Annotated in this window: 16 protein-coding genes and 1 pseudogene; 11 read left to right on the plus strand and 6 right to left on the minus strand. The window is 58.8% G+C overall.

From position 1 onward, the window contains the following. Positions 1 to 133: 133 nt before the first annotated feature. From PPTH39_RS02180 to PPTH39_RS02210, 7 genes are all read left to right on the plus strand, one after another. Positions 134 to 1,444, plus strand: coding sequence for an ABC transporter substrate-binding protein (locus PPTH39_RS02180; RefSeq protein WP_095019968.1), 1,311 nt, complete (start codon positions 134 to 136; stop codon positions 1,442 to 1,444). Positions 1,445 to 1,555: 111 nt separating this feature from the next. Continuing rightward, positions 1,556 to 2,482, plus strand: coding sequence for a carbohydrate ABC transporter permease (locus PPTH39_RS02185; protein WP_095000297.1), 927 nt, complete (start codon positions 1,556 to 1,558; stop codon positions 2,480 to 2,482). 7 nt (positions 2,483 to 2,489) lie between these two features. Then, on the plus strand, positions 2,490 to 3,323 hold the full coding sequence (locus PPTH39_RS02190) for a carbohydrate ABC transporter permease (RefSeq protein ID WP_130871510.1): 834 nt from the start codon (positions 2,490 to 2,492) through the stop codon (positions 3,321 to 3,323). Between the two features lie 22 nt (positions 3,324 to 3,345). Next, entirely contained in the window at positions 3,346 to 4,449 is a 1,104-nt protein-coding gene (locus tag PPTH39_RS02195; RefSeq protein WP_130871511.1) for an ABC transporter ATP-binding protein, read from the plus strand. A 17-nt stretch (positions 4,450 to 4,466) separates the two neighbouring features. After that, on the plus strand, positions 4,467 to 5,942 hold the full coding sequence (locus tag PPTH39_RS02200) for a mannitol dehydrogenase family protein (RefSeq protein WP_130871512.1): 1,476 nt from the start codon (positions 4,467 to 4,469) through the stop codon (positions 5,940 to 5,942). Positions 5,943 to 6,075: 133 nt separating this feature from the next. Then, positions 6,076 to 7,569, plus strand: coding sequence for a xylulokinase (gene xylB / locus PPTH39_RS02205; RefSeq protein WP_130871513.1), 1,494 nt, complete (start codon positions 6,076 to 6,078; stop codon positions 7,567 to 7,569). Between the two features lie 5 nt (positions 7,570 to 7,574). Next, positions 7,575 to 8,513, plus strand: a complete 939-nt coding sequence (locus PPTH39_RS02210; RefSeq protein WP_095000302.1) for a carbohydrate kinase family protein — start codon at positions 7,575 to 7,577, stop codon at positions 8,511 to 8,513. Positions 8,514 to 8,630: 117 nt separating this feature from the next. On the opposite strand, the gene PPTH39_RS02215 is transcribed toward PPTH39_RS02210, so the two are convergent. Continuing rightward, positions 8,631 to 9,932, minus strand: coding sequence for an OprD family porin (locus PPTH39_RS02215; protein ID WP_095000303.1), 1,302 nt, complete (start codon positions 9,930 to 9,932; stop codon positions 8,631 to 8,633). A 282-nt stretch (positions 9,933 to 10,214) separates the two neighbouring features. On the opposite strand from PPTH39_RS02215, the pseudogene PPTH39_RS02220 reads away from it, so the two are divergent. Further along, positions 10,215 to 11,066 (plus strand): annotated as a pseudogene (locus tag PPTH39_RS02220) (sensor histidine kinase); the annotation flags it as partial. 72 nt (positions 11,067 to 11,138) lie between these two features. Continuing rightward, a complete protein-coding gene (locus PPTH39_RS02225) occupies positions 11,139 to 11,414 on the plus strand; it encodes a peptidylprolyl isomerase (RefSeq protein ID WP_083369510.1) in 276 nt (91 codons plus the stop codon). Between the two features lie 61 nt (positions 11,415 to 11,475). Here PPTH39_RS02225 and PPTH39_RS02230 read toward each other — a convergent pair whose 3' ends face one another. The 4 genes from PPTH39_RS02230 to PPTH39_RS02245 form a co-directional block, all read right to left on the minus strand. Further along, entirely contained in the window at positions 11,476 to 13,728 is a 2,253-nt protein-coding gene (locus tag PPTH39_RS02230) for an ATP-dependent DNA helicase (protein WP_130871514.1), read from the minus strand. Beyond that, positions 13,725 to 15,374 (minus strand): VRR-NUC domain-containing protein, encoded by a 1,650-nt coding sequence (locus PPTH39_RS02235; protein ID WP_095019974.1) that lies wholly within the window; start codon positions 15,372 to 15,374, stop codon positions 13,725 to 13,727. The genes PPTH39_RS02230 and PPTH39_RS02235 overlap by 4 nt, the downstream gene beginning before the upstream one ends. A 152-nt stretch (positions 15,375 to 15,526) precedes the next feature. Further along, entirely contained in the window at positions 15,527 to 16,966 is a 1,440-nt protein-coding gene (locus PPTH39_RS02240) for a hypothetical protein (RefSeq protein WP_232527587.1), read from the minus strand. Between the two features lie 331 nt (positions 16,967 to 17,297). Next, positions 17,298 to 18,320: a zinc-dependent alcohol dehydrogenase family protein gene (locus PPTH39_RS02245; RefSeq protein WP_095000308.1), complete on the minus strand. Its 1,023-nt coding sequence runs from the start codon at positions 18,318 to 18,320 to the stop codon at positions 17,298 to 17,300. Between the two features lie 278 nt (positions 18,321 to 18,598). Here PPTH39_RS02245 and PPTH39_RS02250 point away from each other — a divergent pair, with 278 nt between their 5' ends. Then, entirely contained in the window at positions 18,599 to 19,513 is a 915-nt protein-coding gene (locus PPTH39_RS02250; RefSeq protein WP_095000309.1) for a LysR family transcriptional regulator, read from the plus strand. Between the two features lie 29 nt (positions 19,514 to 19,542). Here PPTH39_RS02250 and PPTH39_RS02255 read toward each other — a convergent pair whose 3' ends face one another. Continuing rightward, a complete protein-coding gene (locus PPTH39_RS02255; RefSeq protein WP_095017977.1) occupies positions 19,543 to 20,754 on the minus strand; it encodes an MFS transporter in 1,212 nt (403 codons plus the stop codon). 116 nt (positions 20,755 to 20,870) lie between these two features. On the opposite strand from PPTH39_RS02255, the gene PPTH39_RS02260 reads away from it, so the two are divergent. Continuing rightward, positions 20,871 to 21,455 (plus strand): flavin reductase family protein, encoded by a 585-nt coding sequence (locus tag PPTH39_RS02260; protein ID WP_095000311.1) that lies wholly within the window; start codon positions 20,871 to 20,873, stop codon positions 21,453 to 21,455. Positions 21,456 to 21,637: the final 182 nt, after the last annotated feature.

The following is a 21,637-nucleotide window of genomic DNA, read 5'->3' on the forward strand; positions in this document are numbered from 1 at the left end:
TGATGTGCTTCCAGTGATTTGTCACGCCGGTGATTGAGGGCTGTAATCGGCCCAGGCGCTTGCCCCGTGCGAGCCGCTATAAAAACAATAACCGTCCTTCAAAAGCCGCCAGGCCGCTGAAGTGGAGTGCTCAATGAATATTCCTGTCAAAGCGTTATGTGTCGCCACGTGCATGACCCTGAGTGGCATCAGTTCAGGCGCGCAAACCCTGACCATTGCCACGGTCAACAACAGCGACATGATCCGCATGCAAAAGCTGGCGAAAACCTTCGAGAGCGAGCACCCCGAGATCAAGCTCAACTGGGTGGTGCTGGAAGAAAACGTATTGCGCCAGCGCCTGACCACGGACATTGCCACCCAGGGCGGACAATTTGACGTGCTGACCATCGGCATGTACGAAGCCGCACTCTGGGGTGCCAAGGGCTGGCTTGAGCCCATGACCGACTTGCCCGCCACCTATGCCATCGACGATGTGTTCCCGGCGGTTCGCGACGGCCTGTCCGTCAAGGGCACGCTCTATGCCCTGCCGTTTTATGCCGAAAGCTCGATGACCTATTACCGTACCGACCTGTTCAAGGATGCCGGGCTGAGCATGCCCGAGCATCCGACCTGGGAACAGATCGCCGGCTTTGCCCGCACCCTCAACAAACCTGACCAGGAACAATACGGCATCTGCCTGCGCGGCAAGGCGGGCTGGGGTGAAAACATGGCGCTGATCAGCACCATCGCCAACGCCTACGGCGCGCGCTGGTTCAATGAACAATGGCAACCGGAGTTCAACGGGGCCGAGTGGCAAAATGCCTTGAATTTTTATGTCGGCACACTGAAAGCCTCAGGCCCGCCGGGTGCGACCAGCAATGGTTTCAACGAAAACCTGGCGCTGTTCAACAGCGGCAAATGTGCGATCTGGGTCGATGCCAGTGTTGCTGGCTCGTTTGTCACCGACAGTAGCCAGAGCAAGGTCGCCGAGCATGTCGGCTTTACCTTCGCCCCCCATGCTGTGACCGATAAAGGCAGTGCCTGGCTGTACTCCTGGGCACTGGCCATACCCACCAGTTCCAAAGCCAAGGACGCCGCCAGGACATTCAGCACCTGGGCCACGTCCAAAGAATACGGTGCTTTGGTGGCGGAAAAAGACGGCATTGCCAATGTACCCCCGGGCACCCGGGCCTCGACCTACACCGAGGCGTACCTGAAAGCTGCACCCTTTGCCAGGGTCACCCTCGAGTCCTTGAAAGTTGCCAACCCTCAGGACCCGACCCTCAAGCCCGTCCCTTATGTGGGTATCCAGTTGGTCACCATTCCGGAGTTCCAGGCGGTGGGCACCCAGGTTGGCAAGCTGTTCAGTGCCGCGCTGATTGGCCAGACCACCGTGGACCAGGCACTGGCCGCGGCCCAGCAGAGCACCGAGCGCGAAATGAAGCGGGCGGGTTACCCCAAGTAGCACTGCCAACACCAAACTCTGGTCTGTGGGAGCGAGCCTGCTCGCGAATACCGCGTCGACTCCTTCACGAGGAGGCTCGCTCCGACGCAAAGCAATTCAGGTGTATTGACGATGACGACTTCGACTGTTATTGCCGCGCTCGACGCCCCGCCAACGGGGCGGCGTCCGCGCCTGTTCAATCCCGGCTGGTTTCTGGTAACGCCCTCTGTGGCGCTTCTGTTGCTGTGGATGATCGTGCCACTGGGGATGACCCTGTACTTTTCACTGATCCGCTACAACCTGCTCTATCCCGGCGAAAACCAGTTCGTGGGGCTGGAGAACTTCACCTACTTCCTCACCGATTCGGGCTTCCTGCCCGGCGCAACCAACACTTTGCTGCTGGTTGGCAGTGTGCTGCTGATCAGCGTGGTGCTCGGCGTACTGATCAGCGCCCTGCTCGAAGCCAGCGAATTCATGGGCCGCGGCATCGTAAGGGTGCTGTTGATCTCGCCGTTTTTCATCATGCCGACCGTGGGCGCGCTGATCTGGAAAAATCTGATTTTCCATCCGGTATCCGGCGTCCTGGCCGCCGTGTGGAAGTTGTTTGGCGCCCAGCCGGTGGACTGGCTGGCGCACTACCCGCTGCTGTCGATCATCATCATTGTGTCGTGGCAATGGCTGCCCTTTGCGATCCTGATTCTGATGACCGCCATGCAGTCTCTGGACCAGGAACAAAAAGAAGCCGCGCGGCTGGACGGTGCCGGCCCCATCGCGATTTTCTGGCACCTGACCTTGCCCCATCTGGCGCGCCCCATTGCCGTCGTAGTGATGATCGAGACCATCTTTCTGTTGTCGGTGTTCGCCGAAATCTTTACCACCACCAACGGCGGCCCGGGCTATGCATCCACCAACCTCGCGTACCTGATCTACAACCAGGCGCTGGTGCAGTTCGATGTGGGCATGGCCTCGGCCGGCGGTTTGATCGCCGTGGTCATCGCCAATATTGCCGCCATCATTCTGGTGCGCATGCTCGGCAAAAACCTGACAGACAAGCCGTGAGGGCTCAGTGATGACACTACAACAATCGCGCCGCCTGCAAAGCCTGCTGCTGGGCACCCTGGCCTGGGCCATCGCCATCCTGATCTTTTTCCCGATCTTCTGGATGCTCCTGACCAGTTTTAAAACCGAACTCGACGCCTTTGCCACGCCGCCCCAGTTCATTTTCACGCCCACGCTGGAGAACTACCTGCATATCGAACAGCGCAGCAGTTACTTTCACTTCGCCTGGAACTCGGTGGTGATCTCGTTCACTGCCACGGCCCTGTGCATGCTGATCGCTATCCCGGCGGCCTACTCGATGGCGTTCTACGAAACCAAGCGCACCAAGGGCACGCTGCTGTGGATGCTCTCCACCAAGATGCTGCCGCCAGTGGGTGTACTGATGCCCATCTACCTGCTGGCCAAGAGCTTTGGCCTGCTGGATACACGGGCGGCACTGATCATCATCTATACCCTGATCAACCTGCCGATCGTGGTGTGGATGATTTACACCTACTTCAAGGATATTCCCAAAGACATCCTCGAAGCCGCACGGCTGGACGGCGCCACGCTGTGGCAGGAGGTGGTGCGCGTATTGCTGCCGATCAGCAAGGGCGGCCTGGCTTCAACCCTGCTGCTGTCGCTGATCCTGTGCTGGAACGAAGCGTTCTGGTCACTGAACCTGACCTCTTCCAGCGCCGCGCCTCTGACTGCACTGATCGCGTCCTACTCCAGCCCCGAGGGCCTGTTCTGGGCCAAGTTGTCGGCCGTTTCGACCCTGGCCTGCGCACCGATCCTGATTTTTGGCTGGATCAGCCAGAAGCAACTGGTGCGCGGTTTGTCCTTCGGCGCAGTCAAATAAAAATACTGATTGGAGGCCCACTATGGCCAACCTGAGAATCAACAATCTGCACAAGGGCTTTGAAGGTTTCTCGATCATCAAAGGCATTGATCTTGAGGTCAACGACCGTGAGTTCGTGGTATTTGTCGGGCCGTCGGGCTGCGGTAAATCCACACTGCTGCGCCTGATTGCCGGGCTTGAGGAAGTGACGGACGGCACCATCGAGCTGGACGGGCGCGATATCACTCAAGTCAGCCCGGCCAGGCGCGATCTGGCCATGGTATTTCAGACCTACGCTCTGTACCCGCATATGAGCGTGCGCAAAAATATGTCGTTTGCCCTCGACCTGGCAGGCGTGGCCAAGGCCGAAGTGGCAAAAAAGGTCAACGAAGCCGCCCGCATTCTGGAACTGGCACCCTTACTTGAGCGCAAGCCCAAACACCTGTCCGGTGGTCAGCGTCAGCGCGTGGCCATTGGCCGGGCGATTGTTCGCAACCCCAAGATTTTCCTGTTTGATGAGCCGTTGTCCAACCTCGATGCCGCGCTGCGGGTGCAAATGCGTCTGGAACTGGCACGCCTGCATCAGGAACTGCAAGCAACCATGATCTACGTGACCCACGATCAGGTCGAAGCCATGACCCTGGCCGACAAGGTGGTGGTGCTCAATGGCGGCAGGATCGAACAGGTTGGCTCACCGCTGGAGCTGTATCACCACCCCGCCAACCTGTTTGTTGCAGGCTTTCTCGGCACACCGAAAATGGGCTTTTTGAAAGGCCGGATCAGCCGCGTTGACAGCCAGGGTTGCGAAGTCGAGCTGGACGCCGGCACCCGTATCCAGTTACCCCTGAGCAGCCCTGCGCTGAGCCTGGGCAGCCCGGTCACCCTGGGCATTCGTCCGGAGCACCTGAACCTGGCCAAACCCGGTGAGTGCACCCTGAGTGTGACTGCCGATGTCGGCGAGCGCTTGGGCAGCGACACCTATTGCCACGTCAATACTGCCTGCGGTGAACCGCTGACCATGCGCGTGCGCGGTGATATGGCCAGCCGCTATGGCGAGCAGTTGCAGTTGCACCTGGACAGTGAACATTGCCATTTATTCGATGCCGGGGGCCTGGCCCTGACCCGTCCATTGCGCGCAGCTGCCTGAACCCACGAGATTGCCCCATGAAACTCAATCGCCGAAACCTCGAAACCCTTACCAACCTGGTGGCCAAACCCACCTACCTTGGCAGCGATACCCGGCAGGGCATTGCCCACATCGGCGTGGGCGGATTTCATCGCGCCCACCAGGCGTATTACACCGATGCCCTGATGAATCGGGGCCAGGATCTGGACTGGAGCATCTGCGGCATCGGTCTGCGGGGCGAAGACCGCAAGGTGCGCGACGCTCTGGCCGGTCAGGACTACCTCTATACCCTGTTCGAACTGGGCGACAGCGACGACACCCAAAGCCGCATCATCGGCTCTATCAGCGGCATGCTGCTGGCCGAAGACGGCATCAATGCACTGATCGACAAGCTGGCCAGCCCGGCCATTCGCATCGTTTCGCTGACCATCACCGAGGGCGGCTATTGCATCGATGACAGCAGCGGCGAATTTATGTCTGCACTGCCACAGATCCAGCACGACCTCACCCACCCCGAAGCACCGACAACCGTGTTTGGTGTGCTATGCGCCGCCCTGGCCCGACGCCAGGCCAGCGGTATCCGGGGCTTTACCCTGATGTCCTGCGATAACCTGCCCCACAACGGCGCTGTCGCGCGCAAGGCCCTGCTGGCTTTTGCCGCGCTGCGCGGTGCTGAACTACATGATTGGATCGCAGCCAATGTCAGCTTCCCAAATGCCATGGTGGATCGCATCACGCCCATGACCAGTAACGCCCATCGTTTGCAACTGCATGACCAACTGGGTATAGACGACGCCTGGCCGGTGGTCTGCGAGCCGTTTATCCAGTGGGTACTCGAAGACAAATTTGCCTGCGGCCGCCCGGCATGGGAAACCGTGGGCGTACAACTCACCGACGACGTCACGCCTTATGAAGAGATGAAAATCAAACTGCTCAATGGCAGTCATCTGGCGTTGACGTACCTGGGGTTCCTCAAGGGCTATCGGTTTGTTCACGAAACCATGGGCGATCCCCTGTTCGTGACGTATATGCGTGCCTACATGGATCAGGACGTAACGCCGCAACTGGCGCCGGTGCCCGGCATTGACCTGACGGCCTACAAGAACACCCTGGTGGAACGCTTTTCCAATCAGGCCATTGCCGACCAGTTGGAGCGCGTGTGCTCGGATGGCTCGTCGAAGCTTCCCAAGTTCACCGTGCCTGCCATCAACCGGCTGATCAGCGATGGTGGCGAGTTGAAACGTGCGGCACTGGTGGTTGCAGCCTGGGCGCTGTATCTCAAGGGGGTTGATGAAAATGGCCTGCACTATGCGATTCCCGACCCGCGGGCGGAGTTTTGCCAGGCCCTGGTGGCGGATGATGAGTTGATCGTGCAGCGATTATTGAGCGTTGAAGAGATCTTTGGCGGCGCCATTCCCCGGTCTGCCGAGTTTGTGGCTGCGTTCGAGTGGTGCCTGAACAGCTTGCGTGATGTCGGGGTGAGCAAAACCCTGGAAAATCTGCTTCATCTTTGAAGCCCACCCCAGCCCTCTCTGGCAGAGGGTGCTGAATTGAGCAGTCGCAAGTGCACCGTTATCCCCGATCAGTCCCTTATCCCTGCGGAAAGGGTCTGTTAGAGGCTTTTGATCTGGCTAAGAGCAGGTTCCCATGAGCACAACCCACTTATACCTGGGCATCGATTGCGGCACCCAGGGCACCAAGGCCCTGATCCTCGACAGCGAGTCCGGCCAGGTGCTCGGGCTGGGCAGCGCCCCACACACGTTAATCCAGGGCGCACAGGGGCGGCGCGAGCAGGATCCCGGGCAATGGCTGGATGCATTGCAACACGCCACCCGCCAGGCCCTGACCCAAGCCGGCATCAGCGGCCAGCAGATTCAGGGCATAGGCGTGTCCGCACAACAACACGGGCTGGTGCTGCTCGATAGCCAAGGCGATGTATTGCGCCCGGCCAAACTGTGGTGTGACACCGAGTCAACTGGCGAAAACAACCAACTGTTAGAATGGCTGGGCGGCGAAACCGGCTCCCTGGAGCGGCTGGGCCTGGTGATCGCGCCAGGCTACACGGTCTCCAAGCTGCTCTGGACAAAACACCATCATCCTCAGATTTTGGCACGCACTGCCCATATCCTGTTACCCCATGACTACCTGAATTTCTGGCTGACCGGACGCTGCTGCAGCGAATACGGTGATGCGTCCGGCACCGGTTATTTCAACGTGCGCACTCGCCAGTGGGATCGCGAACTGTTGCATCATATCGATCCCGACGGCCATCTGGAGCAGGCGCTGCCCGAGCTGATCGAGCCCCGCCAACCGGTCGGGCGTATCCGCCCGCTTATCGCGCAGTTGCTGGGACTGAACCCCGATGCCGTGGTATCCAGCGGGGGCGGCGACAATATGATGGCAGCCATCGGCACCGGCAATATCGAACCCGGAATCATCACCATGAGCCTGGGCTCGTCGGGTACGGTGTATGCCTTTGACCCGCAGCCACAGGCCCGCCCTGAGGCCTCAGTGGCCAGCTTCTGCTCGAGCACCGGCGGCTGGCTGCCGCTGATCTGCACCCTGAACCTGACCAATGTCACCGGTGCCGTGCGCGAGCTGTTCGGCTTGTCTGTGGAGGGCTTCAACCAGATGGCCAGGCAGGCACCCGCAGGCGCAGACGGTGTCAGCCTGCTGCCCTTCCTCAACGGCGAGCGGGTGCCTGCGCTGCCCGATGCCACCGGCAATTTTCAGGGCCTTACACTGACCAACATGACCCAGGCCAATCTGTGCCGCGCAGCCATTGAAGGCACCACCTATGGCTTGCGCTACGGCCTCGATCTGCTGCGCCGCAACGGCCTGCAAAGCCACGTCATCCGCCTGGTAGGCGGCGGTTCAAAAAGCCTCCTGTGGCGCCAGTTGGTGGCCGATATCATGGCCACCCCGGTAGTCTGCCCTGAGCAGAGCGAAGCAGCCGCACTGGGGGCTGCAATTCAGGCTGCCTGGTGTGTGGCTGCTGACTCACCGACACTGGCTGATCTGTGCCGGCGTTGCGTGCGCCTGGATCCTGCGGGTGAAACCCGGCCCGAGGCCGATAACGTCCGGGCCTACGAACACTTCTATCAACGCTACCGACTACAGGTCGCAGCCTTAACCGAGTAAATGTTATGTATCTGGTATGCGGAGAAGCCTTATTCGATTTTTTTGCCCGGTCGCCTGAGAGTACGCCGACGGGCCAGGTGGACTTCAAGGCCATTGCTGGCGGCTCACCCTTCAACGTGGCGGTGGGCCTGCGCCGCCTGGGCGTCGACACCGCACTGTTTGCCGGGCTGTCGACCGACTACCTGGGCCAGCGGCTGAAACAGGTGCTGGTGAATGAAGGCGTGAGCACGCGATACCTGCATGATCTGGACGCGCCCACCACGCTGGCCATGGTCGCGCTGGATGCCAACGGCTCGCCCGCCTACAGCTTTCGCGGTGAGGGCTGCGCCGACCGGCAATTGCACGCCCATCACCTGCCGCTGCTTGGGCCCGAGGTGCGGGGTGTGCATGTGGGGTCTTTTTCGTTGGTGGTGCAGCCGGTGGGCGATACGTTGCTGGCACTGGTCAAGCGCGAGAGCGGGCAACGGCTGATCAGCCTTGACCCCAATGTGCGCCTTAATCCAGAGCCGGACATCGAACGCTGGCGTCAGCGGATCAAGGAACTGATCCCCTATGCCGATGTGATCAAGGTCAGTGATGAAGACCTGGAGTTGCTGTACCCGGGACAGGACGCGCAGGAAATTGCCCGGTCATGGCTCAACCATCGTTGCCAACTGGTGTTTTTGACCCGGGGCAGTCAGGGCGCCAGTGTGTTCAGTCGCGAACATGGGCAGCGTTCGGTGCCCGCCAGCCTGGTGGAGGTAGCCGATACCGTGGGCGCGGGGGATACCTTCCAGGCCGCAGTGATTGCATGGTTGACCGGGCATGGGCTGGACTCGATCGAAGGCATACAGGGCCTGAGTGCGGTGCAACTGGACGCCCTGCTCGACTTCGCCAGCCGTGCCGCAGCCCTGACCTGCAGTAAAACCGGCCCGGACCTGCCCTACCGCGAACAGCTGCTATAACCGTTGCAGCCGCTGAGGAGCGAACGAGGCTGCGATAAGGGCCGCAGGACCTTCAATATTTCAGGGTCGCTGCGCAACCCATCGCCGCCTCGCTGCGCTCCTCAGCGGCTACAGCCCTTACCAGATCGACAGGTTATAGCTGACGATCAAACGGGTCTCATCCACGTCACGGGCAAACTGGGAGTAGTTGGTGCGGTAGGTGGCATTACGCAAGCGCAGGCTGACGTCCTTGAACGTACCGCTTTGCACGATGTATTTCAGCTCGCTGTCACGCTCCCACTCCTTGCCCTCTTCGCTGCTGCCCACCACCTTGATATGGTCGCCGTTGACATAACGGGTCAGGAACGACAGACCGTCGATGCCGATGGCTTTGAAGTCGTAATCGTAACGCAGTTGCCAGGAACGCTCCTGAGCGTTGGCAAAGTCGTTGACCTGCAGGTAGTTGACCAGATACGGGTTGCTGCCATCCAGGTACGGCATTGAAGTATCGCCGTTCATGCGCTGCCAGCCAGCACTGATCTTGTGCCCGCCCAGTGCATAGCCGAGCATGGCGCCCAATGCGCGGTTGTCGATAGTGCCAGCCTTGGCCGAACCCGAGTCATCACTTTTCAGCAAGCGCACATCGGCGGACAACACACCAGGACCGACCGGTTGATTGGCCTGCAAACCGACAAACTGCTGGCGATAGATATCCTGCAACTCACCGTAGTGGTATTGCGCAGTCAGATGCTCGTTAACCTTGTAATCCAGACCGTACATGCTGAAGTGATCAGCGGTGATATTGCAGCCATAACGCTTGTTTTTGCAGTTCAGGCGCAGGTCCTGGGAGTCGGTGGAGTCCCGGGCGGTATAACGGTCAAGGCGCGAGGCCATGAACTTGAGATCCCTGATTTCCTGGGATACCAGCATGGCGCCATTGAACATGTTTGGCAGTAAACGGCCATCATTGTATTTGAGCAACGGCAGATCAGGCAGCAGCGCGCCGTATTTGAGCACGGTGTCGGAGACCCGCATTTTTGCTGTCAGGCCAAATTTGGCGTACTGATCCTTGGAACGACGCGGGTCGCTGCCGGTCGAAGGCAGCAGGCCACTATTGCTGTCGGCCGGGCTGGAATCCAGCTTCAGGCCCAGCATGCCCAGTGCATCCAGGCCAAAACCGACGGTGCCCTCGGTATAGCCCGATTGCAGATTGAGGATAAACCCTTGCGCCGTTTCATCGCGCTTGGAGGCGCCCTGGGGGTTTGAGCTGCTACCATCGCGAAAATCGCGATTGAAGTACACCGTACGTGCTTCCAGTCTGGCGCTGCTGTCTTCAAAAAAGCCGCCGGCCTGTGACGGTGCGGCAAAGCCGGCACACACTGCCAGCGCGCCCAAGTGTGCTACCCGGCGATGCGCCAACAATGAAAAAGGATGAACCATGTACAAGCTCCAGCAGCCAATCATTGGCAGGGTGAAAACGACCGAAGACACGCTCGGATACAAAGTGAGCGTCCTCAATCAAAAAAAGGGGCGCAATTGTACGAAAGGCTAAGCTGGAGCCTCATTCGACCTTAGTCGCACGGTCAAGACCGGGCTTTGCAGCAAGGCTGACAGCCTTGTACCGGTATGCGGCCTTAAACAGACCGACTTACAGATTCAAATTCAGGACCTACCATGCCAATCAAGAGTTCAAGGCGCCACCAACGCTTGCAGGCCAGCGCCACCGAACAAGCTTTGCTTGAGCTTAACGAAACCCTTGAGGAGCGTGTGGCCGAGCGCACCCGGGCATTGGCCGAGGCCAATATGCAATTGCAGCTCGAGATACAGGAGCGGGCCCGTGCTGAGGAAGCCCTGCGCCACGGGCAAAAAATGGAGGCGGTAGGGCAATTGACGGGCGGCATCGCCCATGATTTCAATAATATGCTCACTGGCATTATCGCCAGCCTGGACCTGATGAAACGCTACATCGCGGCAGGCCGTATTGATGAGGTCGAGCGTTTTGCCGATGCCGCCGTCAACTCTGCGCAGCGCGCCGCCGCGCTGACCAACCGCTTGCTGACGTTCTCCCGTCGCCAGTCGCTGGATCGCAAGCCGCTGGACCCCAATCAGCTGGTGAAATCACTGCAGGAATTGTTCAGCAGCAGCAAAGGCGCGAATATCGACCTGATCCTGGAACTGGGGCAAAACATCTGGCCGGTCAATACTGACAGCGGCCAGCTCGAAAGTGCCCTGCTCAATCTGATGATCAATGCCCGGGATGCGATGCCCGACGGTGGCACCCTGGTAGTCAAAACAGCCAATCATTACCTCAATGCCAGCGATCTCGGCACTCTGGAATCAGTCAGCTCCGGGGATTACGTCATGCTCGAGGTCAGTGACAACGGCACCGGTATGAGCCCGCGGGTCCTCGCCAGGGCCTTTGACCCGTTTTTCACCACCAAGCCCGTGGGCCAGGGAACCGGGCTTGGGCTATCGATGATTTACGGCTTTGCCCAGCAGTCCGGCGGGCATGTCAGCATCAACAGCCTGAGCGGATGCGGCACCCGTGTGTGCTTGTACCTGCCGCGCCATCATCACCCGGAGGCGAAAACTCAGGCATAATCCGCGACCGCGCACTATGCCCCACTGTTCCAAGGTACAGATCACATGAAAGCTCAAGCCCGCCATATTTTGGTGAAAACAGCCGAAGAGGCCGAATCGCTCAAACAACGCATCGCCAAAGGCGAAGCCTTCGATGTGCTGGCGAAAAAATTCTCCACCTGCCCGTCAGGCAAACGCGGCGGCGATCTGGGCGAAGTGAGGCCCGGGCAGATGGTTGGCATCATTGACCAGATCATCTTCAAAAAACCGCTGCGGGTGGTGCATGGCCCGGTCAAGAGCAAGTTCGGCTATCACTTGGTGCAAGTCTTTTACCGCGACTGAACAGCCCCCTGCCCTCTGACGGCACCCTCGAAGACAGGGTTTGGGGTACTCGAGATTTCGGTCACTGCAGTCGCCACCAGCGCGGCAGCAGTTGCTGCACCTTCGGCTCGGCAAAACGGTCATCAATCAGAAACAGCGTGCCCTGATCGCTCTGGGTGCGAATTACCCGGCCGGCGGCCTGCACCACTTTCTGCACACCCGGATAAAGGTAGGTGTAGTCATAACCGGCGCCAAACCGTGCCGCCATGCGCTGTTTGATCTGTTCATTGACCGGATTCAACTGGGCCAGACCGAGGGTGGCGACAAAAGCACCAATCAGCCGCGCGCCAGGCAAATCAATGCCTTCACCGAATGCCCCGCCCAGCACGGCAAAACCGACGCCCTGACTGGTCAGGGTGAACTGGTCGAGAAAGTCCTGACGTGCTGCTTCGTCCATTCGTCGTGCCTGCAGCCACCGTGATATCGACGGATGGCGCTCGGCCAGTAGTTCGGCAACCTGTTGCATATAATCAAAACTGCTGAAAAACGCCAGATAGTTGCCCGGACGCTGCCCGAACTGCCTGGCAATCAGCTCCACAATCGGCTCCAGCGAAGCCTGACGATGGACAAAACGGGTGGATATGCGGCTCACCACCTGCACGTCCAGTTGCTCGGCGCCAAATGGCGATTCGACATCCATCCACAGCGCATCCTCCGGCAAGCCCAACAGATTGGCGTAATAGGTTTGCGGGCTGAGGGTGGCAGAAAACAGCACATTGCTGTGAGCACTCGCCAGACGCGGGCCGATAAAACCGGCAGGCACAATGTTGCGCAGATTGAGTTGCGAGAGGCGCCGCTTGCCGCCTTCAACCAGGCTGACGTCGAACAGGAAATTGTCATCGAACAACTCCGCCACCCGATTGAACTGCAAGGCTTCGAAGTAGAACGCCTGCAGGTTTCCCGCCAGCCCATGGGGGTGATCGTTGAGGTAATCGCCTATGGCGGTGATGCAGGAAGACAAGGCATTCAGCCATTTGGCTGGCAGTTGCGGGTATGCCTGATAGGGGCCCGCCTGCGCCTTGTGCAGGGCACTCCATTCGCGGTCAAGGCGTTTGAAGGGTTTGTCCAGCGGTGCCGGAGCCGTGTGCCGTACGCTGTTGAGGGTCTGCTGATCGAGGCTTGCGCTGTACATCCCGCGCGCCCGCTCGACCAGGTTATGGGCTTCATCCACCAGGGTCCCGACCCGCCATTGGTTGGCCTGGGCCAGACCATAAAGCAAGGCACTGAAGTCGAAGTAATAGTTGTAATCGGCAATCACCAGATCAGCCCAGCGCGCCATTTCCTGACTCAGGTAATAAGGACAGACCTCGTGCTCCAACGCGACATTGCGCAGGCTCTTCTGATCGAGGGGGGTTTGGCCAATCGCAGCCCTTCGCGCAGCGGGTAAACGATCGTAGAAGCCTCTGGCCAAAGGGCAAGAGTCACCATTGCAGGCGTTTTGCGGGTATTCACAGGCCTTGTCTCGCGCCACCAGCTCCAGCACCCGCAACGGAGCGTCCTGCCCTTCGGGAAAAAGCACCTGCATCGCATCGAGGGCGAGTTTGCGCCCCGGCGTCTTGGCCGTCAGAAACAGCAGCTTGTCGAGCTGCTGGCCGGGCATGGCCTTGAGCAACGGAAACAGGGTACCGATGGTTTTGCCGATCCCGGTAGGTGCCTGGGCCATTAGGCAGCGCCCGGTGCTGACGGTCTTGTATACCGCCTCTGCCAAAGTCCGCTGCCCGGTTCGAAACTGCTTATGGGGAAAGGCCAGGGCACGGGCGGCAGCATTCCTGGCCGCACGATGGGCCATTTCCTGCTCGGCCCAGGCCAGGAACAACCCGCATTGCAGATCGAAAAATTGCTGCAGGTCCGATGCTGACCAGGTTTCCTGCAGGCGGGTTTCCTTTTCACTGATAATGTCAAAATACACCAGCGCCAGGTCAACCTGTGGCAACTGCAGGCTCTGGCACAATAACCAGCCATAGACCCGGGCCTGAGCCCAATGCAGTTGACGGTGGTTGGCCGGTATTGCAGTGAATTCGCCGCGAAAGGTTTTCACTTCTTCCAGGACATTGGCCGCGGGGTCATAACCGTCTGCACGACCGCGTACGCTCAAGGCGCCGAACTGTCCTTCCAGGCTCAGCTCCGCCTGATACTCCGGGCTGCGCCGCGATGCAACCGTGCGATGCCCGGCTATGCCCTGCTGCGCCGTGGGCGAAGGGGTAAATCGCAAGTCCAGATCGCCAGTCTTGGCGGTGAATTCACACAAGGCACGCACTGCAACGCGATAATTCACCCTTGCAGCTCCTGCCATTGCACATAACACACGGTCACCGGCATCCCGTGCTCTTCACAAAAGGCCAGCCAGCGCAGTTGGTTGTCCTGCAGACGGTCACCCGGGCCTTTGACCTCAATCATGCGATAGGTGTGTTGCGCCGTAAAAAACTGGATCAGGTCGGGCATACCGCTGCGATTGGCCCTGATATCCAGCAACAGACGCCGAAACCAAAGTTTCAAGTGCGCAGGGGGCAAACACCGTAATGCCTCTTCCAGCAGGTTCTGATTCAGGTGATTCCAGGCCACGAAGTTAGACTGCACGCCAAATTTGGCAGCATAGGTGTCGCGGATAGTGGTCAGGTAACGGCCATCATCGAGCTGCGCCAGGCAAGCCTCGAACCTGTCGGCACGCTGCTGATAGAAATCATCTTCCAGCATGTCTGCCGGACCACTCTGATACGGGTGAAAAAAGGCGCCCGGCAAGGGTGCGAAAATCGCCGGCCAACACAGCAGACCGAAGAGCCCGTTAACCAGGGTGTTTTCCACGTAATGCACAGGCGCTGCAGCGCTGTGCAAGTGCGCGGCAGCCATTAGCTCGACACTGGCCGCTTCGTCCCGTGGCAGGCTCAGGTCGAGCCGGTCGGGTGCCATTGCCTGGGCCACGGGCAATGGCGCCAAGCCCAGCTTGCGGCGCAAGCGCGGGATGATTCGTCGCAGATGCTGAAGCTCGGCATCAGTCAGTGGGGCCTGTTGCGCGTCTTCGGCCAGCTGCAATGCCGGTGCATAGTGCGCCTGACGTTCGAGCACGCGAATGCTGCGCTGGCGTGCCTCGGGGTGCAGGCTGTGCTGATAGACCTCCAGTGCCCGCGTCAGATCCCCTGCCCGCTCCAGATGCTGACCCAGCTGAAACAACAAGCGCCCGCGGCGCCGTTGCAGCCAGCGGTTGCCTGCCTGGTAGTCGAGCACCTGTTGCAGCACGGCAGCGGCATCGCCACTGAGCTCAAATTGCTCGCGACAGGCATGGAGCTGCAAATAGCCCTCTATATCGGCCCGGCACCCCAGAGCACGGGACTCGTGGCTGAAATCGACCTTCTCATAGGTAAACAGGCCGAGGTCGGCCAGTACCAGATCGGACCAGCTCTGCCCCAGGTTGCCAAAAAACATCAGCCGCAGGCGGTCACACAGCGCTCGGTGGTTGAGGGTGTAAAGCGGCTCGGTAAGGCCGGGATGCCATTGGGAAAGGGGTTGGCGCTGGGTAAAGTCGGCAGCCAGTTGCTCGAACCAGTCCGTTTTTTTACCCTTGGGTTGCGTGATACGGGCACTGAAACAGGCCAGGATTTCCGCTTTTTGCAGTACATCAAACACGTCGGCCAAGGCCAAGGGCGCCTGATTATCCAGCCAGCCAAGGGCCAGCAAGGGGGCCGCCGCCAGCGCGGTATCACCGATTTCCGGGTAATTGAGCCTGCCGGCCCGGAAGTGATCGCCCTTGCGCATGATCATGCGCACCCACAGCGCTTGCGAGGGGCCGGGTAATTGGGCAAAACCTGCGATAAACCGTTGCTCGTCGACAGTCAGCACGTCTTCATAACGGGCAGCGATCCAGTCAAGCACATGCCGGAAGTTTTTCAGGTAGTAAAACGGATCTTCGAGGGGATTGGAAATCACAGGCAGAACTAACCACTGAGCATGAATACTGGATATGCGTACAGATATCAGTTTGCCCGGGGCTCTGGCAAATTCTATTGGATGAGCGGTGCGTTCGCCGGGTCCCCGCCAGCAGGCCGGGGTGGTACTAACCCGCCCCCAAACCACCTGCCTTAGCCCGCAAGTACTGGGTGCCAGGGTTTTTTGCTTGGGTCGTGAGCGCACAATGTGGCAATCAGGGTGTTGCTTGTTCTCACGTCTGTTTTTTCCATGTGATAAAGCGCTTGCAACGATGCAAGGGGCAGTCCGCTTACAGACTCCAGCCAGGCGATATCGACCTGCGAAGAGCTGTCCGGGTCCATCAGTACCCGTCGAAACTCGTGGATGTATTGCAATTTTTCGGGGTAGCAGTTTTGTAGAAAGGACTCCAGGTCATCGGCTTTATTAACAAAAGGCGAACATATAAAGCAGCCCAACTGTTCATTATTGACACCGTGCAGTTCACCCAGGTACTGAGTGGCGACACCGTGCAACTTTCTAATTCGTTTCGGTGTATTGAACGAAGCGCCGAGCCTCTTTATCAATTGACCTTTAAACCGTTCATTGCACTGATTTTCCAGCGATGCACGGCGCAAGTAAGCATCCGCACCGACACTGTATTCCACCCCGTACTGGTAAGTGCCACGCAAACCCTGGAGGTGGGCAGCCACTAACACGACCGCCGCTTGCGGCTCTTCAATGTCCAGCATTTTTATATTCCATGGTCCCTCCACAAACATCAGTACCTGAGAACTCAACACGTCCGCTTCGTGGCATAAACAATCAAAAATATTGATCACGTCAATATCATTGCTGCCGCCACTGATTGCAGAAAACTCACCCCGATACGCGGGAGGCAATTTCAAGAACTCTTTATAGTCATCATCCAGCTTGCTGCACAACTTGACTGCGTTTTCAAAGCTTTCATGGTCATCACCCGGCGGTGCATGCCCGTGCTGCTCTGCAACCTGCTGGATCCACGTCACGTATTGCCCCAGATGGCTGGGCGGGCGCCGGTCAATCAGGGCGTCCACCCTGGCGCCCCATCTGCATGCCTGACGGTACAGCTTGGCCCGGGCCAGCAGGTCGGAATAAAAGAATGTCGCTCTGGCGTCGCCTTGGGTCAGGTGTCCTGACATCAGCACCTGAGTACGATTCATCACCGAAGGCAGGCTCTCGAAAACCGTCTGTTTATGAAGCCTGGTTGTACTCTGCTCATCGACAATCAACAACTCGACACGCATATCTTCATAGATAAACAACTCGTTGCACTGGGTCTGAATTCGCTCCATCACATTGGCGGTCATGCGTGGCTGGCGCAGTATCGCAATGCGCAACTTGAACGTCTCTGGCGAGCGCCCGGCAATACTCAGTTGTGCGGCGCGTAAAAAAGCCAATGTATAGGCACACTCCTTGCCGCCCTCATGAACCACCATTACCCGGTAATTCCCTATGCGCTCCACGCCACCGGCCGCCACTAATAAACGTTGAATCAACAACTGCAATGCAATGCGCTCGGGACGACTGAAACACCCCAGAAGCCGATGCAGAACTTGTTGATACACAAAGCCCATGGCCTGTTCATGAAAGTTGTTCATGGATTATCCTCCGGATCGAGCTTCTTATTATCAGCACGCCCAATTAGACGCGCCCAGATTTACTGCAACTCTTGGACCCGGAAGAGACGAGACGCACATACGCACAGGAAGAAACCTACAAAAACCACTCAATAGAATACATACTTTCTTATGCTGCACTCTTATGACATGTTCTTCAGCCGCACTTTCTTTCTGGATAAAGCAAACCAAAAGTCCGCTGGGGCCAGACACAAAAAAACGCGGCCCTGAACACTATGTTCAGGGCCGCGTTTATGAGACGGGAAGTTTTGCGCAGCCTTGTCAGGCTTCAGGTCGCAGCCACTTGCAAAGCAACTCGCCCCCGGCACGGACAACCATCCATATAACGATGGGCTTCTACAAAGTCCTCAAAAGGGAACACCTTGATCTCCAGCGGTGTGAGCACCCGGTCAGCAGTTAGCTGGTTGATATCACGCAAGGCACGTTTCATCGCCTCTTCGTCCTGTGCGATACCCAGCTCGGGCTTGCCAGTGAAGTTACCGATGCAGTGCACGAAGAACTTGATGTTCTTCTGAAAGCACGCACAGCCCGGAAACCCTGTCTGGTTACCGCCTTGCAAACCATACAGAACAAGGCTGCCACGAGGCGCCAGGACATCACCCAGCACTGACATTTGCGGGCCACCCAGACCATCGAGCACCACATCCACGCCCTTGTTGTCGGTGATCTTGTTGATCTGCATCAGCAAGTCCTGCTCTTCGGTGACAATCACCTTGTCGGCACCCAGTGCCAGCAGGCACTCGCGCTCACTGGCGTCCTTGGTCGCAGCAATCACCTTCAGGCCCATCGCCTTGCCCAACTGCACGAACGAAGGACCGGCGCAATGGCTGGCATCGGTGATCAGTACGGTCTGCCCGGGCTTGACCTGGGCCAGATCGACATATGCGAAATAGGCGATCAACAGCGGTGTGTAATGTACGCTGGCCTCTACCGCAGACAATACGTCCGGGTAGCGGGTCAGCGTGGAGCGTGGCATCAAAATCAGCTCGCCATAGGTCGGGTAGTCATTGGCGCTCTGGCCCGGAAAGCTGGCGACCTTGTCACCAATCGCCAGATCATCAACCCCGGCACCGACGGCGGTGACGATACCTGCCATTTCATGGCCGATACCCGCAGGCAAACGGGCGTGGCTGGGGGCCAGGTTCTGCCGCCAGAGCACGTCATACCAGCTGATGCCAATGGCTTGAACACGGACCTGCACTTCGCCGGGAGCAGGCGCGGCGACTTCGTGCTCTTCGCACTTGAGCACCTCGGCCGGACCAAACTTGTGAAAACGGATCGTGCGCGACATTACCAACCTCGCCTAATTAATCGCTAATACCACGGGACTTTATCCGGGCTTTGTGCGCAAGACTAACAGACAGCATTAATAGTCGACATGCCTGGCATTGATCCGCCGACAGGTTTACAGCGAGCAGAAGCCCTGAAAAACCGGGGAAACCACCATAAACAGGAGTTAAACCTCCTACAGTCCAGCAAGAAAGAAAATCTACCGAGTGACGAAAAAACAGTTTTGCCAGTAAGATCCGTTACCTCACTACCTGTTGAACCGACTGCGAAGCCTGCCCGATGAACCGTAACGACTTGCGTCGCGTCGATCTGAATCTGCTGATCGTCTTTGAAACCCTGATGCATGAACGCAGTGTGACCCGTGCAGCCGAGAAGCTGTTTCTGGGCCAGCCGGCCATCAGTGCGGCGCTGTCACGCTTGCGCAATCTGTTCGACGATCCGCTTTTTGTCCGTACCGGGCGCAGCATGGAGCCGACTGCCCGGGCGATCGAGATCTTTGCCCTGCTCTCGCCTGCCCTTGACTCGATTTCCACGGCGGTGAGCCGCGCTTCAGAGTTCAACCCGGCGACCAGCACCTCAGTGTTTCGCATCGGCTTGTCGGACGATGTCGAATTCGCCCTGCTGCCGCTGCTGCTCAAGCGCTTGCGTGCAGAAGCACCGGGTATCGTCCTGGTTGTCCGCCGCGTCAACTACATACTGATGCCGCCACTGCTGGCCTCGGGCGAGATTTCGGTGGGCGTCAGCTACACCAGCGACCTGCCTGCCAACGCCAAGCGCAAAGTACTGCGCCGTAGCCGTCCCAAACTGTTACGTGCCGACACCATGCCCGGCCCCCTGAGCCTGGACGACTTCTGCGAACGTCCCCACGCACTGGTGTCGTTCGCCGGTGACCTGAGCGGGTTTATCGATACCGAACTGGAAAAAATGGGCCGCAAGCGTCATGTGGTGCTCGCCGTACCGCAGTTCAATGGCCTGAGCACCCTGCTGGCAGGAACCGATATCATCGCCACCGTGCCCGACTATACGGCCGAAGCCCTTACCGCGGCGGGTGGCGTGCGCGCCGAAGACCCGCCGCTGGACACCCAAAGCTTCGAGCTGCATATGGCCTGGCGCGGCGCCCAGGACAACGATCCCGGGGAGCGCTGGTTGCGATCACGGATTCAGATGTTTTTCGGAGATCCGGACAGCCTTTGACACCTGCAAGGCGCAGGAGCAATTACCACTCACCTGGCAAAATCCTGCTGTGACTGAGCCTGTGCTGCAACATTCAGCGTGCGCAGGCCAAGCAATACAATCAGCACCATCACCGCTCCGGCGACAATAGGAACGGCAAAACCGGCGCGGGCGCCCCAGGCGTCGATCACCAGGCCTGCCACCACCCCGCCGAATGCCACGCCGATGCTGATGCCAGTGGACATCCAGGTCAGACCCTCAGTGACCCGCTGCGGCGGCAATATAAGCGTGCCCAGGTTCATGACAATCACCATGGTTGGTGCGAAAGACACCCCGGAAACAAACAGCAACAGGGCCAGGACATAGACACCGGATGAAAAAATCGGCAATACCGCAGTGATGGCCGTGACCAGAATCCCGATAAAAAATTGCTGTGCCATGGGCATGGCAATTCTGAAAGCGCCAAAGGCCAGACCGGCAATCAATGACCCCAGAGCATAGGCGGCAAGGATAAAACTGGCAGATGCCGGCCAGTCATGGGCGTTGGCAAAGGCAACCACGGCCACATCGACGGAGCCGCCGATAACGCCCATGCCCAGCAAGGCCAGGACAATGGTAGGCAGGCCCGCAAGACGCCAGGTCGAGCCTGTATGAGTGCTGGCCGATTTGATGATCTGTGGCTCAGTCTGGCGCTGCATCACAAACGCCGTAACGCCCACCGCCAGCAATACGGCCACCGCCAGGGGCCCGGCTTCGGCAAACAGCCCGGTGCTCAGGCCAATCGCCAGGGGCGGCCCCAGGATAAAGGCCATTTCAGTTAGCACGGTATCCAGGGAGAACGCGGTATGCAGCAGCGACTTGCCGCGAAAAAGCTGGGTCCAGCGCGCCCTGGTCATGGCCGGCATGCTTGGCATGGTGCCTGCCAGTGCCGCCAGGACAAACAGCAACGGTGCGTCGGCACGCAGATGTGCTGCGGCGATCAACGCCAGCAGCATGGCGATGCTGAATGCGGTGAACACCGGCAGCACCCGGCGCTGACCCAACCGGTCGACGCGTTTTGATATCTGCGGCCCCACCAGGGCATTGGCCAGGGTAAAGGTTCCGGCCACCGCCCCGGCCAGCCAGTAAAGCCCTGTTTGCTGCACCAGCATGGTGATGATGCCGATGCCGATCATTGCCTGCGGCAAACGGGCAATCGAACTTGCCACCACCAACCCCATGACGCCAGGTATTGCCAGAAGTTCGCGGTAAGGGTTGGCCATGGTTATTCCTGTTCAAAGACGCTTCAGATAAAGAATCCAGCGTCGTATCCTTCTGGCGATAAGTCAAAGCCGGCGGCCTTGACCGCACTTTAAAACTGCCCGATTGCGGAGCCACAATGCACGAACATATTGCAGCCGTCCCTCTGGACAAAGCCTACCGACTGCTTAACCACGGCCCGACGATTCTAGTCTCGTCCCGCCATGCAGGGGTGCAGAATGTCATGGCAGCAGCCTGGGCATGCGCCTTGGACTTCGACCCGCCCAAGTTGACCGTGGTGCTGGATAAAAACGTGAAAACCCGCGCCTTGGTGGAAAACAGCGGGGTCTTTGTGATCCAGGTACCTACCGTAGCCCAAATCAGGCTGACCAGCCTGGTCGGCAGCGTCAGCCTGGTCGATGACCCGGACAAACTCGAGCATTGTGCGGTGCAACTGTTCGAGATGCCTGGCCATGATCTGCCATTTGTTGAAGGTTGCTCAGCCTGGCTGGCCTGCAAGTTGATCCCCGAACCGCACAACCAACAAACTTACGACCTGTTTATCGGGGAAGTGGTTGGGGCCTGGGCCGACACTCGCGTTTTCAGCGAAGGTCACTGGCACTTTGAAACGGCCGACCCGACCTTGCGCAGCCTGCATTACATCGCCGGAGGACATTACTACGCTATCGGCCAGGCGCTGGATGTGGATGAGAGCAATCTGTAGAGGCGCTTCCTGTCGTTGCGGGTATCAATCACCTTGGCAGTAATCGACACGCCGGGCGAGTTCTTCGACGTTCCGCGGTACTGCCTGAAAAAAACGTCCAGCCATACCTCAACCGATTTACCCCGGACTACAGCCAAAGCGGCGTCCGGCGAGCTGGGTCTGGTTGCGTTTGGCAGGCAGTG

Origin of the sequence: Pseudomonas bubulae, from assembly GCF_900618535.1 — a bacterium.
Taxonomy (GTDB): domain Bacteria; phylum Pseudomonadota; class Gammaproteobacteria; order Pseudomonadales; family Pseudomonadaceae; genus Aquipseudomonas; species Aquipseudomonas bubulae.